General features: G+C 69.7%; 12 protein-coding genes and 3 pseudogenes. 6 read left to right on the plus strand and 9 right to left on the minus strand.

Features of this window, described 5'->3' with window-relative positions; all coding sequences use genetic code 11:
* Positions 1 to 38: 38 nt before the first annotated feature.
* Both PV350_RS18730 and PV350_RS18735 read left to right on the plus strand, forming a co-directional pair.
* A pseudogene (locus PV350_RS18730) lies at positions 39 to 1052 on the plus strand (family 2 encapsulin nanocompartment cargo protein terpene cyclase); the annotation flags it as partial.
* A gap of 52 nt (positions 1053 to 1104) precedes the next feature.
* On the plus strand, positions 1105 to 1983 hold the full coding sequence (locus tag PV350_RS18735; RefSeq protein WP_499508901.1) for a geranyl diphosphate 2-C-methyltransferase: 879 nt from the start codon (positions 1105 to 1107) through the stop codon (positions 1981 to 1983).
* 122 nt (positions 1984 to 2105) lie between these two features.
* Here the strand turns inward: PV350_RS18735 and PV350_RS18740 are convergent, their stop codons facing one another.
* A complete protein-coding gene (locus PV350_RS18740) occupies positions 2106 to 3419 on the minus strand; it encodes an MFS transporter (RefSeq protein WP_500334948.1) in 1314 nt (437 codons plus the stop codon).
* Positions 3416 to 4024 carry an ArsR/SmtB family transcription factor gene (locus tag PV350_RS18745; RefSeq protein ID WP_500334949.1) on the minus strand — a complete coding sequence of 203 codons (609 nt, stop codon included), beginning with the start codon at positions 4022 to 4024 and terminating at the stop codon, positions 3416 to 3418. Before PV350_RS18745 ends, PV350_RS18740 begins: the two co-directional genes overlap by 4 nt.
* A gap of 198 nt (positions 4025 to 4222) precedes the next feature.
* On the opposite strand from PV350_RS18745, the gene PV350_RS18750 reads away from it, so the two are divergent.
* Positions 4223 to 4888 carry a maleylpyruvate isomerase family mycothiol-dependent enzyme gene (locus tag PV350_RS18750; protein WP_500334950.1) on the plus strand — a complete coding sequence of 222 codons (666 nt, stop codon included), beginning with the start codon at positions 4223 to 4225 and terminating at the stop codon, positions 4886 to 4888.
* A 77-nt stretch (positions 4889 to 4965) separates the two neighbouring features.
* Here the strand turns inward: PV350_RS18750 and PV350_RS18755 are convergent, their stop codons facing one another.
* The 3 genes from PV350_RS18755 to PV350_RS18765 all read right to left on the minus strand — a co-directional run bounded on the left by PV350_RS18755 (position 4966) and on the right by PV350_RS18765 (position 8540).
* A complete protein-coding gene (locus tag PV350_RS18755; RefSeq protein ID WP_500334951.1) occupies positions 4966 to 6405 on the minus strand; it encodes a dihydrolipoyl dehydrogenase family protein in 1440 nt (479 codons plus the stop codon).
* A 221-nt stretch (positions 6406 to 6626) separates the two neighbouring features.
* Positions 6627 to 7100: a VOC family protein gene (locus PV350_RS18760; RefSeq protein ID WP_499508897.1), complete on the minus strand. Its 474-nt coding sequence runs from the start codon at positions 7098 to 7100 to the stop codon at positions 6627 to 6629.
* A gap of 612 nt (positions 7101 to 7712) precedes the next feature.
* Positions 7713 to 8540 (minus strand): helix-turn-helix transcriptional regulator, encoded by an 828-nt coding sequence (locus tag PV350_RS18765; protein ID WP_499508896.1) that lies wholly within the window; start codon positions 8538 to 8540, stop codon positions 7713 to 7715.
* Positions 8541 to 8781: 241 nt separating this feature from the next.
* Between PV350_RS18765 and PV350_RS18770 the strand changes: the two genes are divergently transcribed.
* Positions 8782 to 9537, plus strand: coding sequence for an SDR family NAD(P)-dependent oxidoreductase (locus tag PV350_RS18770; RefSeq protein ID WP_499508895.1), 756 nt, complete (start codon positions 8782 to 8784; stop codon positions 9535 to 9537).
* A gap of 30 nt (positions 9538 to 9567) precedes the next feature.
* Here PV350_RS18770 and PV350_RS18775 read toward each other — a convergent pair.
* Positions 9568 to 9974, minus strand: a pseudogene (locus tag PV350_RS18775) (IS1380 family transposase); the annotation flags it as partial.
* A gap of 397 nt (positions 9975 to 10371) precedes the next feature.
* On the opposite strand from PV350_RS18775, the pseudogene PV350_RS18780 reads away from it, so the two are divergent.
* Positions 10372 to 10613, plus strand: a pseudogene (locus tag PV350_RS18780) (hypothetical protein); the annotation flags it as partial.
* Here PV350_RS18780 and PV350_RS18785 read toward each other — a convergent pair.
* Positions 10610 to 11620 carry an NADP-dependent oxidoreductase gene (locus tag PV350_RS18785; RefSeq protein ID WP_500334994.1) on the minus strand — a complete coding sequence of 337 codons (1011 nt, stop codon included), beginning with the start codon at positions 11618 to 11620 and terminating at the stop codon, positions 10610 to 10612. The pseudogene PV350_RS18780 and the gene PV350_RS18785 overlap by 4 nt on opposite strands.
* Positions 11621 to 11731: 111 nt before the next feature.
* On the opposite strand from PV350_RS18785, the gene PV350_RS18790 reads away from it, so the two are divergent.
* Positions 11732 to 12316, plus strand: coding sequence for a TetR/AcrR family transcriptional regulator (locus PV350_RS18790; RefSeq protein WP_500334952.1), 585 nt, complete (start codon positions 11732 to 11734; stop codon positions 12314 to 12316).
* Between the two features lie 108 nt (positions 12317 to 12424).
* Here the strand turns inward: PV350_RS18790 and PV350_RS18795 are convergent, their stop codons facing one another.
* Together PV350_RS18795 and PV350_RS18800 are read right to left on the minus strand one after the other, a co-directional pair.
* Entirely contained in the window at positions 12425 to 13165 is a 741-nt protein-coding gene (locus PV350_RS18795; RefSeq protein WP_500334953.1) for a class I SAM-dependent methyltransferase, read from the minus strand.
* Positions 13166 to 13303: 138 nt separating this feature from the next.
* The gene (locus PV350_RS18800) at positions 13304 to 14773 is read right to left on the minus strand and encodes a DEAD/DEAH box helicase (protein WP_500334954.1); all 1470 of its coding nucleotides are present in this window, start codon (positions 14771 to 14773) and stop codon (positions 13304 to 13306) included.
* Positions 14774 to 15251: the final 478 nt, after the last annotated feature.

Raw genomic sequence — 15251 nt, forward strand, 5'->3', positions numbered from 1 at the left:
ACCTGTGCCTTTTTGTGGGGGGGGGGTGATGTTTTTAACCCCCCAGTCCCGCCCGGAGCGCGAGAACCCGGCGCCACGGCGCGATCCCCGGGCTGCTGTACCGGCCCGCGGTGCCCGCCGACCCGGAGAAGGTGCAGGAGGTCGACCTGCGCGTGGAGGCCTGGGCCCGCGCCAACGAACTGTTCCCGGCGGCTTGGCAGGGCGACTTCGCCGGCTTCCAGTTCGGCCGTGCCGTCGTGCTCCAGCACCCCGGGGCCGCCGACCTGGAGCGCCTCACTGCCGCAGGGAAGCTGCTGCTCGCCGAGAACATCGTCGACTCCTGCTACTGCGAGGAGGACGAGGGCCGCGGGGGAGCGCGCAACGGCCTCGGCGGACGACTGGTCATCGCCCAGTCGGCACTCGACCCGTACCACGGCACCCCCGCTCTGGAGGAGGAGTGGCGACGCGGTGTCCGGGCGGACGGCCCGCTGCGCTCCTACCACCTTGCGCTGCGGGACTTCGCCGTCCTGGCCACACCCAGCCAGACCGACCGGTTCGTGCACGACGTCGCCCGGCTGCACCTGGGCTACCTGGCCGAGGCCGCCTGGGCGGAGACCCGGTACGTGCCGCAGGTCTGGGAGTACCTCGTGATGCGGCAGTTCAACAACTTCCGCCCCTGCCTGTCCATCGTGGACGCCGTGGACGGCTACGAACTGCCCGAGCAGGCCTACGCTCGCCCCGAGATCCAGCGGATCACGGCGCTGGCCTGCAACGCCACGACGATCGTCAACGACCTGTACTCCTTCACCAAGGAACTGGCGAGCGACCCGTCACACCTCAACCTGCCCCAGGTCGTCGCCGCCAACGAGCGGCGCGGGCTGAAGGCCGCCTACCTCCGGTCGGTCGAGATCCACAACACGATCATGGCGGCCTTCGAAGAGGAATCGGCCCTGCTTTCCGCCACCTCGCCCCTCGTGGAGCGCTACGCCCGGGGGCTCGCCGCCTGGGTGTCCGGCAACCACGAGTGGCACGCCACCAACAGCCACCGCTACCACCTGCCCGACTACTGGTAACCGCCGCCTGTGACCCACCGGCACATGGCACCTGCACGACGAGGAGCAACAGTTGACCCACGCCCCTGCCGCCCGGCCCGCGGTCCTTCCGGTCCCGGCCCAGTCCACCTACCAGAGCCGGATCGCGGACTACTGGAACGCCGAGGAGAACCCGGTCAACCTCGAACTCGGAAAGATCGACGACCTGTACCACCACCACTACGGCATCGGTGAGGCCGACACCTCGGTCCTCGACGAACCCGATCCCGGCCGGCGGCGCAAGCGCATCACCGCCGAACTGCACCGCCTGGAGCACGCCCAGGCCGAACTGCTCGCCTCCAACCTGGGGGACCTCTCCGCGGACGACCGCGTCTTCGACGCGGGCTGCGGACGGGGCGGCGGCAGTGTCGTGGCGCACCTTCGCTACGGCTGCCACGCCGACGGGGTCACCCTCTCCACCAAACAGGCCGACTTCGCCAACGACCAGGCCCGTGTCCGGGGCATCGACGACAAGGTCCGCTACCACCACCGCAACATGCTCGACACGGGCTTCGAGACCGGCGGGTACGCGGCGTCCTGGAACAACGAGTCCACCATGTACGTCGAGCTGGACCTGCTGTTCGCCGAGCACGCCCGCCTGCTGCGCCGCGGCGGACGGTACGTGACCGTCACCGGCTGCTACAACGACACCTACGGTCAGGCCTCGCGCGAGGTGTCCCTGATCAACGCGCACTACATCTGCGACATCCACCCGCGCTCCGCGTACTTCCGGGCGATGGCGCGCCACCGTCTGGTACCGGTCCACGTGCAGGACCTGACCGAGGCCGCGATCCCCTACTGGGAGCTGCGCAAGCAGGCGGACCACCTGGTCACCGGCATCGAGGACACGTTCCTGACCGCCTACCGCAACGGCAGCTTCCAGTACCTGCTCATCGCGGCCGACCGGGTCTGACCCTTCTGCACGGCGACACCCACGGGCAACCGCCCCTCACCGGCGCGTGCCAATCGCGCCGGTGAGGGGCAGCCGTTACGGCAGCGCGGCCCACGCTCCGACCCGGATGCTCCCGTTGCGGGTCAGGTAGGCGATGGCTGCGCCTCCCGGTCCGTGTCGGTGCCGGGAGCGACCGGGTGGCCGGGGGTCAGGGAGTGGATGCGTGGTATCGGCGAGGGCAGCAGCCAGAGCAGCGACAGCGCTCCGCCGACGGCAGCGACGAGGAGCGTCACCCGGAGGCCGATGAGGGTGGCGAGGAGCCCGCCGAGGACGGCGCCCACGGGGCGTACGCCGTAGTTGATCGTGCTGTACGCGCCGGCCACCCGGCTGCGCATGCCGTCGGGGATCACTGCCGCCTGAAGGGAGTTGAGGTTGACGTCGAAGAGCATGACGCTGACGCCGGAGAGGAACTGGGCCAGGGCCAAGGCTCCGGCGCGAGCCCACAGGGGGCCGCCCGCGGCAGCGGCGATGGCGATCGGTGCCGGGAACAGCACAGCGCCCACGGCGATGCTGCGGCCGATGCCGAGCCTTCGTGAGACCTTCGGCGCGATCACCGCGCCGAGGAGCGAGCCGGTGGCGCCGATCCCCAAGGCCATGCCGATGGCTGCGGCGGTCAGTCCGAGGTTCCGGCTGGCGAACAGCACGATCAGCCCGCTGCCCGCGACGAAGGTGAAGAAGTTGATGGTCGCCACGCACCCGAGGCCCGGCCGCAGCACCGGGTGACGGATGACGAACGCCAGTCCCTCCCTGGCACGCCGCAGCAGCGGGGGTGTCGCTCGGTCAGGGACGGCCGACACTTCGTCCATCGAAACCCGGCCGACCAAAAGCGCGGACGCCAGGAACGTCAGGGCATCGACGACGACGGCGACGGGAGCGGTCAACGCCTGGACCAGAGCACCACCGATCGCCGGGCCGGCGACGTATGACGCCGACCGGCTGGTACTGAGCTTGCTGTTCGCGTCCACGTAGGACGACCGGGGCACCAGGTGGGCGAAGAACGGGGGATAGGCGGTGTTGAACAACACCGCTGCGGCGCCGGTCAGTAACGCCACGGCGTACAACTGCCCCAGCGTCACAGCCCCCAGCACATGGGCGGCGGGGAGGGAGAGCAGTACTGCGGCGCGCGCCAGGTCGGCGAGAACCATCAGGCGCCGCTTGTGGATGCGGTGGTCGACCCAGGCACCGAGGACGATCCCGAGCAGGTTCGGGGCCCAGATGAGCGCGGTCAGCCACGCCACCTGATGGGCCGAAGCGTGCAGCGCCCCCACCGCGATCAGCGGCAGGGCCAGTTCGGTGATCCGGTCGCCGAACTGCGAGACCGACTGGCCGGCCCAGAAGCGACGGAACCGCTGGTCACGCCAGAGCGATACGGGTACGGCCTGGTCTGCGGCGCTCATGACGTCCCGCCGGTCTGCTCCTCGGCGCCCTCGGGCAGGGCGTAACGCAGCAGCCGGACGCCGCGGGCGTCGGCCGGACGCGCGGCCTCGTCACGCATCACGTAGGGCGCGAGGACGCGTTCGATCGCGTCCTCGATGGCGGCGAGTTCGTCGGCGGAGACGACGACACGGGTGTTGGCCAGCCCCGCACGCCGCAGCCACGCCGGTTCGAGGCCGGGCTCGACCTCGGCAGCCCACCGGTTCGCCAGGTCCGTGGAGCGCACGAACATCTCCCGGGACAGGACCCGCGCGGCCGTCCTGCCCTCCTCGTCCTCCGGGTCCTCCGGCGCCTCGAACCGGAAGCCGCGCGCCACCGCCTCCCACCGCCGCTGACGACGGTCCGGGCCGGGCTCGGCATCGCGGACCAGCCCGAAGCCCGCCAGATGCCGCAGATGCCAGCTGGTCACGGACGGGGTCGCCCCCACATCGGGCGCGAGTTGTGTCGCCGTCGCCGGCCCATGCCGCTGAAGGCGTTCGAGGATCGCCAGCCGCACAGGGTGCGCCAGCGCCCGCATCGCCCGCGGATCAGTGATCTCGACATCGCCCAGACGGTTACCGGCATCCATGACGTGAGAGTATCCTCTCACATATTGTGAGAGTCAAGTCTCACATCTCCGTTCCGGGCCGCTGTCGGTGCGCGGGAGATTCAGGTACGGGTGCCGGAGGACAGGTCGCGCACGGGCGATGACTTTGCGCCGGAGCCGGAGTCTCCTTCGTGAATGCCGTTGCCGCAGAGCGCGACCCGTGACAGGAGACCTGGCCATATGACTGATCCGGAAGTGACAGCAGACCGCAGCCGCGGGACCGGGGTCTGGCCCCTGATCCACGCCGAGCGAGCGGCGCTGGCGGCCGATCTCGCGGATCTGACGGACGAGCGCTGGGCAACGCCGTCGTTGTGCGCCGGCTTGACGGTACGTGAGGTGCTGGCGCACGTGACCGCGGGCGCGAGCCTCAATGCCGTGCGCTGGATGGCGGGAGTGATCCGCTGCAGGTTCGACTTCGACAAGCAGGTGGCCATGCGGCTGGCCGAGCAGCTGGGCACGACTCCGGCCGAGACCCTCGAACGATTCCGGCATGTCATCCCGAGCACCACCAAGCCTCCCTTGCCCGCCATCGCGATGCTGGGCGAGACGATCGTGCACGGAGAGGACATCCGGCGCCCGCTGGGCATCCGGCACGACCACCCGATCCAGGTCCTCACGCAGGTCGCCGAGTACTACCAGGGTTCGGACCTCGTGGTCCTCGCCAAGGGCCGCATCGGCGGACTGCGACTCGTCGCGGACGACGGCCCGTTCGCCACCGGTTCCGGGCCGCTCGTGTCCGGCCCCACCGTGGCCCTGATCATGGCCACGACCGGGCGCGCGACCTACTGCGACGACCTCGAAGGCCCCGGTGTGGAGCTCCTCCGCAGTCGCTGCGGGGCTACGTGACGTGTGGAGTGCTTTTCAGGCCCGTACGCGGGCGCTGCGGGGGCTTCACAGCCCCCGCAGCGCCGGCCGGGCCATGCTCAGCCGCGGTGGGTCTCCAGCAGCCGCAGCCAGACTTCGCCGAGGGTCGGGAAGGCGGGGACGGCGTGCCAGAGCCGGTGGAGGGGCACCTCGCCCGCGACCGCGATGGTGGCCGAGTGCACCAGTTCCCCGACGCCGGGGCCGGCGAAGGTGACGCCCACCACGGTGTTGCGGTCGGTGTCGACGAGCATGCGGGCCTTGCCGCGGTAGTCCTCGCCGTACTGGTGGGCGCCGGCGACGTGGGCGAGGTCGTAGTCGACGACCTTGATGCGGCGCCCGCTCTGCTCGGCCTCGCGGCTGGTCAGGCCGACGGAGGCGACCTCGGGGGTGGTGAAGACGACCTGGGGGACGGCCGCGTGGTCGGCGGTGGCGACATGCGCGCCCCAGGGAGCGTCGTCGACGGGCTCCCCGTTGGCACGGGCGCCGATGACCGTGCCGGCGATCCGGGCCTGGTACTTGCCCTGATGCGTCATGAGCGCACGGCGGTTGACGTCGCCGACGGCGTAGAGCCAGCCGCCGTCGACGCCGGTGACACGGAAGGTGTCGTCGACGGTCAGCCAGTCGCCGGGGGTGAGACCGACGGTCTCCAGGCCGACGTCGCGGGTCTGCGGGGCGCGGCCGGTCGCCAGCAGGATCTCGTCCGCGGCCAGTTGCCCGCCGTCGGAGAGCGTGATCCGCACCTCGCCGTCTTCGCCGCCCTCGCGGGCCAGGGAGGTGACGGTGGTGTTGAAGCGGATGTCGACGCCGGCTTCGCGCAGTCCGTCGGTGACCAGCTCGCCGGCGAACGGTTCCATCCGCTCGAGGAGTCCGTCGTCGAGGACGAGCATGGTGACCTGGGAACCGAGCGCCTGCCAGACGGTGGCCATCTCGACGGCGACCACACCGCCGCCGACGACGGCGAGGCGGCCGGGCACCTCGTCGGCGCTGGTGGCTTCGCGGCTGGTCCAGGGGCGGACGGTGTCGAGTCCGGGGATCGGGGGCAGGGCGGCGCGGGTGCCGGTGGAGACGGCGACGGCGTGCCGGGCGGTCAGGGTGACGGTGTCGCCCTCAGGGGTCTGCACGGCCACCTGCTTGGGGCCGGTGAGGCGGCCGTGGCCGCGTACGAGGTCGACGGAGACCGAGTTCAGCCAGTCGACCTGGTCCTCGTCCTTCCAGTACGAGGACATCTTGTCGCGGTGTGCGAGGACCGCCTCGACGTCCAGCGGGCCGGCCACCGCCGGATTGAGTCCGGGTACGCGGCTCGCGTCCGCCCGCACCACCACCGGTCGCAGCAGGGCCTTGCTCGGGTCGCAGGCCCAGAACGAGCACTCGCCGCCGAGGAGTTCGCGTTCCACGATCACGGCGCTGAGACCTGCGGCGCGGGCGCGTTCGGCCACGTTCTCGCCGACCGGCCCCCCGCCGATGACGATCACGTCGTAGGTGCGGGTCGTCTCGTTCATCACTGCTGCGTTCCTCACTGTCTCGTTCCTCATTGCTTCCGTGACTCGGTCGGACGTTCTGGCGGCCGCGGCCCATCGCCGGCCGCGGCCGCCGGTCGGCCCCGTGGCAACCGGACCGCCGGGCGGCGGAGAGCACCCTTGCGCTCGCCCGGCGGTCCGGTGTCTGTCTTGGGCCCGGATGCGGCCCGTTGCGGCCCTTGGACGGTGGCTTCGTGGGGTGGTCAGCGGCCGGGCAGGCGCTGCGAGACCTCCTGGAGCACCCAGCCGTTCCCGTCCGGGTCGCTGAAGGTGAGGAAGGAGCCGTAGGAGGCGCGCTCGGGATGCAGTCCGGCCAGCTGCTTCTGGCCGACACGGTCGTAGGTGACGTCCCCGCCCTCGTGGCCGTGGTACAGCAGCCCGCCGGCGTCGTGGAAGATCTCGCTGACCTCGATGCCGCGGCCGACGAGCTCCGCGCGGGCCTCCTCGATGTCGGAGACGATGAGATACAGGCCTTGGAACGAGCCGGGTGCGATAGGAGTCATTCCCTCGCCGAAAATGATCGAGCACTCGGAGCCGGGCGGAGTGAAGTGCACGACCCGGAATTCCTCGTTGGCCGTGTAGTCGACGTCCAGGCGGAATCCGACCTTCTCGTAGAAGGCCTTGGCCCGGTCGGTGTCGGAGACGGGCAGCACGATCATTTCGAGCTTCAGGTTCATGGGGAAGTCCTTGGTTCTTGACGACTGCGTGCATTCCAGAGAACCAGCCGGAAGGGCGCCCCGGAGCGGTCGGGCAGGCCTGCCTTGGCCCTGGCCTGCTGGTCCAGGTACTGGCAGGTCCCCCCAGCGCCATCGCCGAGTCATGAGTGGTGAGCGGCTTCGCGAGCAGGCAGCGTGACCTTGTTGACGCGGCTCCGGGATGGCTCCTGAACGGCAGCGGAGCATCGCCCCCCTGATCGGAGGCGCCTGCGGGCCGGACAACGGTGGTCGGTGTGGGCAGCTCGCGGCAGCGGCTGTCGGACCGTGTGCACGGCCGCAGCGGTAACCAGCCTCAGCAACCCGTTCCGGGCTCGTGGGCACCTGTTCCCTGAAACGGAACCCGCTCGGCGGCCCACTTTCGCGACGATTCATGAAGGCGAATATCGAATCCGCCCTCTCTTACGCGCCAGTATTATCGAAAAGCGCCAACTTCCAGGTGGCCCGGGCCAGTGGTTCTTCGTGAGCGCTTTGCGAGTCTTTATATTCCTTCATAGCCACGACGCAAGTCGACAGGGTATGACCTGTACCTTGCCAAGAGGGCGGCAAATAGCTTGGCAAGGTCTTGTAGGAGGCCTAATAGATCAGGGAGTCCAGTAGTCGCAGGCGTTGCGCAGAATCGGAGCCGTGTGCGGCGCCGAGGAAGACGACGCGTTGTCCGGAGTTCTCCCCCACTTCCAAGGTTTCCTCGTTCAGAGTCAGGCGGCCGACCATGGGGTGGTCGATCTCGTACACTCCGTGCGTGCATTGACTGACCGGGTGGGCTGCCCAGAATCGGGCGAACTCCGGACTCTTGATGCTCAGCCCGCCGATCAACTCCGCGAGCTGATTATCGTCAGACAAGTCGGCGGTGGCCATGCGCAGGTAGGCAGCCACATCGCGGACCTGATCGGCCCAGTTGACCATGAGGTCGCGCATCGCCGGTTCGAGGATCACCTGTTTGGCCAGGTTGACCCGCTGCCCCTGAGTGAGGCCGAAGAGCGCATAGCCGAGCCTGTTCGCGCCGAGTAGATCCATATGTCGCCCGACGATCAGCGCCGCCTGCTCGCTGTTGCTCATGACCAGTGCGAGGAGCGAGTCGCGGATCTTTTCGGGCCCGGGGTTTCGCTGGGAGAATTTCCCGGGCGAGACCAGACGCAGAAGGTGGAGTCGCTCGCTGTCTTTGAGGCGCAGTGCGTTGGCGATAGCTTCGATTACCGATTCGGAAAGTTGATGGCTTTCTCCCTGCTCGATGCGGGCGTAGTAGTTCACACTCACACCCGCGAGCAGCGCCACCTCCTCGCGCCGCAAGCCCGGAACACGCCGAACTGTCCCATATGTCGGAATATCCAGTTCGGCGGGGGTCAGCGCGGCCCGCCGCGACCGCAGGAAGTCGCCGAGTTCCGTGTTCCGCTGCTCGCTCATGCCCCCCATCCTGCTCCTCCAACCCGCGGGACAGCCAACCCACGCCATGGGTACCCACAATGTGGTGAGGCGCCGCACCCACCCGCTGGGCCAGTCTCTGAGGCATGGCCAAGCAGCCCACCTGTGTCACGTGGACCCGTCGCCGGCGAGATCGTCGCCACGCTGCGGGCTGGAGTGGCACACGTGTGGCCGCGCTGGCACTAGTCCCACCGAACTTCGGTAAATGATTGTGAGGGCACCCATGCAACAGAAGCTCGCAGGCCAAGTCGCACTGGTGACAGGCGGATCGCGCGGGATGGGGGCAGCCATTGCCGTCAGGCTCGCGGCCGACGGCGCCGACGTGGCATTCAGCTATGCGGCCGATCCCGAGAAGGGCAAGAAGACCCTCGCGGCAATCGAAGCGACCGGCCGTCGCGGATTGGCTGTCCAGGCCGACCAGGCCGACCCCGGGCAAGCAAAGGATCTTATCCACCAGGTCGCTGATCACTTCGGTCGACTCGACATCCTTGTCAATAATGCTGGAGTGCATGTCACGGGAACAGTCGATGCGCCGGATCGCGACCAGAGCCAATTTGACCGTCAGTTGGCCATCAACCTTCAATCGGTTGTCAGTATGGTGGTCGCTGCGGTCCCCCTCCTTCCGGAGGGAGGGCGGATCGTCTCCATCGCATCCAATGGATCCGCCACCACCACGGTGCCCTTCCCCGGTCTCTCCGACTATCTGGCGACGAAGGCTGCGGTCGTCACCTACACCAAGGGCTGGGCGCGCGATCTCGCCCCACGCGGCATCACCGTCAACGCGATTCAGCCCGGCGCGATAGACACCGATATGAACCCGGCCGATGCGGAAGATGCCTCCTTCGTCACATCACTCACCCCGATGGGGCGGTTCGGGCGCCCCGAGGAGATCGCCGCCGCTGTCTCCTTCCTCGTCGGGCCGGAGGCTGCATTCATCACCGGAGCCAGCCTTCCGGTCGACGGCGGTTTCAGCTGCTGACCACCGCGGGCTCGCGGGCGGCTCGGATGGGTCTTCGGTGCGGGCTCCCAGTCGGTGGCGGACTTCGAGTTCGGCGATCGACCGGTCGGGGGTGTTGGTGGCGAAGCAGGTGATCCGCATACCGTCTGCGCCGGAGATCCTTAACCGGGTGCCGGGACGGGCGTTCCTTGCGGACGATCAGCCGCATTCCCTTGGGCCGGCCGTCCAGGACATCGCTGGCCAGTTCGGCGGCCCAGGCCCCTTCACGGATGTCGCCGTCGGTCTCGATGGCCAGTGTCCAGGCCGGCTCGGGGACTTTCAGGACGTGGTGGTGCCGCCGGCGGAGTCCGTGCGGATGAGTGTCTGCCGTCCTCGCCTGTAGGTCTTCGGTCGTTGGGTCCGGGCGAGTCGGTGGTGGTGATGTGGTCGGTGGCCGTGTTCTGGGCCGAAGACGGCGGCTCTCACCGCAGAATCGTCGCGTCCGCGAGGCGGCCCCCGCCCAGCGCGACCGCAAGGGCCATGTCCAGGAGGATCTTGCCGGGATCGTGGACGGCCCACGGTTTGCGCCACGGAGCCAGAGCAGCGGATAGGCATGTACCACCCGTTACGCTCCTTCGCCTGAGAAGTGCTTCTTTCCACGGCACGATCCGGACCCTCAAGAAGTCCTATCGTTCCAGGTCAGGAGCACTTCTCGCGTTTGTGGTCAAGCGTTGGACAGGCCGCCTCATGAAAGCCCGAGGTCAGGTCTTCCGCAGTGTTGCGCACCCGCGCCGGCCGGACCGGCACCCCGGACCCAGGTGACCGCCGACCGCCCGGGCGCCGGACACCGATCGGCGACCGGCACGGCTGACGAATGTGCACCAGCTGCGGCCGGCCCGCACGGGCGAACCCGAACGGACCGGTGCGCAGCTGTTCAATCCGCTGCGGCAGCTGATCGACTCGGTCAACGACCCCCTCAGGGGCCGGCTGGACCTCGAACGCCACCGTGCTGCACACCCGGCGGCGTGGCCCACCGCATCCTGCAGCGACTCCTCGCCCTGACCGCCGCCATCCGGCACAACCACCACCTGCGCGTGGGTGAAGCCCCTCGTTCCTAGGCGACCGTGAGCACGATCTTCCCCTGGATGTGCCCTCGGGCGGCGCGTTCGTGCGCGGCTCGGGCATCCGTGAGCGCAAACGTGCTGTCGATCGCGACGCGGACCGTGCCCGCGTCGAGCAGGCGTGCCAGCTCGGCGAGCTGCGCGCCGTTCGAGCGGACCTGGGTGCCCGTGACGGTGACGCCCAGCTTCGCGGTCTCCTCTTCGTCGAATTCGCCGAAGAACACGGGGAACTGGGAGCCGCCGCGCTTGAGCGTGCGCAGGAAGCGCTTGCTGTGGGGGCCGCCAACGGCGTCGAGGACGAGGTCGACGTCGTGCACGAGTTCCTCGGGACGGTTCTTGGTGTAGTCGATGAACTCATCGGCGCCGAGTTCGCGCAGGAAGGATTCGTGTGCGCCCGACGCCACCGCGATGACGCGTGCGCCCTTCCATTTCGCCAGCTGAAGCGCGAAGTGTCCCACGCCGCCCGCGGCGCCGTTGACGAGCACCGTCGTGTCGGCGTCGAGTGGCACCGGACGGTGCTGCGCCGCCTGGAAGGGCGACGGGTGATCGTGGCCGAGCTCGATCAGGAACTGCCACGCCGTGAGCCCGGCCATGGGCGCCCCGGCGGCGTGCGCGTGATCGATGCCGGCCGGCTTGAGCGCGAGATCCGACGCGGGCGCGGCCACGTACTCGGCGTAGGTGCTGCCGTCGAAGCTGGGGAAGCGAAGGAGACCGAAGACCTCGTCCCCGACGGAGAAGCCGTCCACATCCGCGGGGACGGCCTCGACGACGCCCGACAGGTCCGTCCCCGGAATCACGGGCAGGCTGAACTTCGGCCGCACCTCCGGAGGCAGGTTCGACATCCCGTCGCGCAGGTACCAGTCGGGGGGATTGACGCCGACCGCGTGCACGCGAACGAGCACCTCGCCCGGCCCCGGCTCGGGCATCGGCACCTCGTCGTACCGCAGAACCTCAGGACCGCCGTGCTCATGGAGCCGGACCGCCCTCATCGTGTGTGTCGGCATCGTTTTCTCCTGCCCGCGCTGCGGGATAGACTCATTCGGATCAGCGATCCACATAACCGGACCACTGATCCGAATATATGGACCACTGATCCGGATAGTCAAGGGGGGCAGATGCGGGCCGACGCCAGGAAGAACCGCGACCACCTGCTCGCAGTAGCGGGCACCGCCATCACCGAGCAAGGCGTCGACGTGTCACTGCGCGACATCGCGCGCAGGGCCGATGTCGGGCTCGCGACGCTGCTGCGTCACTTCCCGACGCGCGAGGCGCTGCTCGACGCCCTGCTCCGTACGAGCTTCGACGAGCTGACCGCCAAGGCAGGCGCCCTCGAAACGTCCGGCTCGCCCGACGACGCCCTCGTTTCGTGGCTGCGCGACTGCGTCGCCTGGACGACCGAGTACCGGGGCGCCGTGGTGCTGATGGCAGCCGCCATCGAGGACACCGAGTCCGCACTCCACGCTTCGTGCGTCACGCTGCGCGCGGCCGGCGCGCGGCTCCTCACCCGTGCCCAGGCCGCGGGCACCGCGCGGACCGACATGGACGGCGCCGATGTGTTCGCCCTGGTAGCGGCGCTCGCCTGGCTCGGCGATCAACCCTCGCTCGCGCCACGCGCCGAGCACCTCTTCGACGTTGTCGCAAGCGCGATCCTCACCCGCACACCGAGCAGCGATGCCGAGGGGAACCCCGGCGGGAGCTGATCGTCGCGTACGCGCCTCGCGGGAGGTGGACCGCGACCGCTCACACGCCTCCGTCGCACAGTTGGCAGGTGAGCAGGGCGGAAGGCACGGATCTTCTCCCGCCCGTTCCTACAGGTCGGCTACGAGAAGTCGGTAGCCGACGTCAAGCGTTTCGCGGTCGAGCAGGTCGGCATGGCGTTCGTGCCACAGGCCGGCAGTCAGGTCGCCGGACAGCCGCGCCAGGCCCGGGCGGAGGATCTCCTCACCGGTCTGGGCGAGCATCGATATGCCGGATCGCACTTGCAGGTTGAGGTACGCCTCAGGTCGACGCCAGAAGGCAGCGCCGAATCCGTCGGTGCAGTCGTGCGGGACCGGGACCGTCTCGATGCGCGCGCCTCCGAGCAGCGCAACCATCCGGTCGATCGGGACGGCCCTTGTGTCGTCGAACGCGGCCACCTCTGGCAGGTATTCGTCCAGCAGCCAGAACCTGCGGAAGACGGCCTGGTCCCACGTGAGGATGACGACGCGATGCCGGGCGATCCGAAGGAGTTCCCCGACACCGGCTTCCAGGTCGGTCCAGTGGTGCACGGTCAGCAGCGCCATCGCCGCGTCGGCCGAGTCGTCGGCGATGGGAATCGACTCCGCCGATGCCTGCAGGGCCCGCGCAGATCCGGTCGGACGTTGGGCGATCATCACCGAACTGGGCTCAATCGCCAGGACCGTTGCCGGTGGTTCGTAGGAACCGGCGCCGGCACCCACGTTGATGACCGTGGCGGCATCGCCGAGCGCCTCGTGGATCTGGGCGGCGATCCGGGGATCCGGTCGTCGCGTGTGACTGTAGGTCGCACCGATGCGGTCATACGTCGTCACGACGGACAGTATGCCCCGTCGCTCAGTTGGCGGCGAAGCCGGAACGCATCGCCGTTTTCAGAGCGTTCATCAACGCCCTGCTCGCCCGTGCCGTCGCGAGCGCCGCCCCTGATGCCTGGCGCCACGGCGTGCCCGGGGTCAGTTGCCCCGGCGGATGCGGGCAGCCTCGCGGGCCGCGGCCATCTGGCGGGCCTCGGCCGTCTTGCGCGACTCCCGGCCGGGGCGTGTGCCCAGGCCGCGGAAGGGGGCGCCACCGCGTGCCGGTGCCTGCGCGGCCGGTGCGCCGGCGACCGGAACGCCGGACGGGGCCTTGGCCCCGGTGATCCGGCTCAGCGCCGCGTCGCCGGAACGCACCTGGGTGATCGCCGGCCGGATGCCCGCGTCGGACATGAGCCGGGTCATGTCGGGGCGCTGGTGCGTGGTCACGAGGGTCACCACCCGGCCGGACCGGCCGGCCCGCGCGGTCCGCCCGCCGCGGTGGAGGTAGTCCTTGGCGTCACCGGGGGGATCGACGTTGACCACGAGGTCCAGGTCGTCGATGTGGATGCCGCGGGCGGCGACGTTGGTGGCCACCAGGGTCGTCACCTCGCCGGTCTTGAACCGTGCGAGGGCCCGGGTGCGCTGCGGCTGGGACTTCCCGCTGTGCAGGCCCGCCGCCGCGACACCGGAACCCTCGAGGTGCCTGGTGAACTGGTCGACCGCGTGCTTGGTGTCCAGGAACATGATCACCCGGCCGTCACGGGCGGCGATCTCGGTGGCGGTGGCGTACTTGTCGGCGGCGTGGACGTACAGCACGTGGTGTTCCATGGCGACGACGGTCGCGGCCGAGGGGTCGACCGAGTGGACCACCGGATCGGTCAAGTAGCGACGGACCAGGAGGTCGATGTTGTTGTCGAGGGTGGCCGAGAACAGCATCCGCTGGCCGCCCGCCCGCACCTGGTCCAGCAGCTCGGTGACCTGCGGCATGAACCCCAGGTCGGCCATCTGGTCCGCCTCGTCCAGGACCGTGATCCGCACGTGGTCCAGGTGGCAGTCACGGCGCGCGACGAGGTCGCTCAGACGTCCGGGCGTGGCCACGACGACCTCGGCCCCCGCCCGGATCGCTCCGACCTGCCGGCCGATCGAGAGGCCGCCGACCACGGTGGCGAGCCTGAGGTCCAGCGCCCGGGCGTAGGGGGTGAGCGCTTCCGTGACCTGCTGTGCCAGCTCACGGGTGGGCACCAGGACCAGGGCGCGGGGCCGCTTGGGCTCGGCACGCTGCCCGGCTGTACGGGTCAGCAGCGGCAGGCCGAAGGCCAGGGTCTTGCCCGAGCCGGTGCGTCCCCGGCCGAGCACGTCCCGGCCGGCCAGTGCGTCCGGCAGCGTGGCGGCCTGGATGGGGAACGGTTCGTCCACGCCGAGGTCGGCCAGGGTCTTCAGCAGGGCCGGCGGGAGCCGCAGCTCGGTGAACGCCGTCATCGGCGGCAGGGCCGGGGTCGTCGTCACGGGTGCCGCGAACTCGCCCTGCGGCGTCGTGGGGCGTCCCTTGCCGCCGGAGCGGCCGGGAATCTGCGGACGGGAACGGCCGGACTGGCCGGAGCGCTGGTCGTTCCGGGGCGAACGGTTCACGGGCGAACCTTCCTCGACGGGCACGCATCGAGGGAATTCCCGGCGGATGCGCGGCCGGGGAGTCGCCAGAACGAGCCGAAGACAAGACGGTGACCGACAGCGGGTGGTCCCGTCCGTACGGCGTGGGGTCGAGCTGCGTCGTGCGCGCCGCCGCCGGTACCGACGTCCGCGGAACGCACTTCCCCACGAGTTTACCCGCCCGGTCCCATTTCCCCGGCGGGTCCGCGGTCCCGCACGGGGCGGCGCCCTTCCGGCCCGGCCGGGACGACGGCGTACCCAGGACCCGGTTGGCGTCCGCGCAACGCGGGGTCGCCCCCTTCGGTGCCCGTCAACCCGTGCCTGCGGGGGCCTGAGAAAACCGGTTGCGCGGTGTGCGGGGCTGGTTAGGATCGTGCCGATCTGGAGTGCTGGGCGTGAATAACGGCCCGGCGTAGTGGGAGAGGAGGTGCGTCTTCGTGGACGCCGCCCTGACGCGGCG

It is taken from the genome of Streptomyces sp. PA03-6a (assembly GCF_033792765.1).
GTDB lineage: Bacteria > Actinomycetota > Actinomycetes > Streptomycetales > Streptomycetaceae > Actinacidiphila.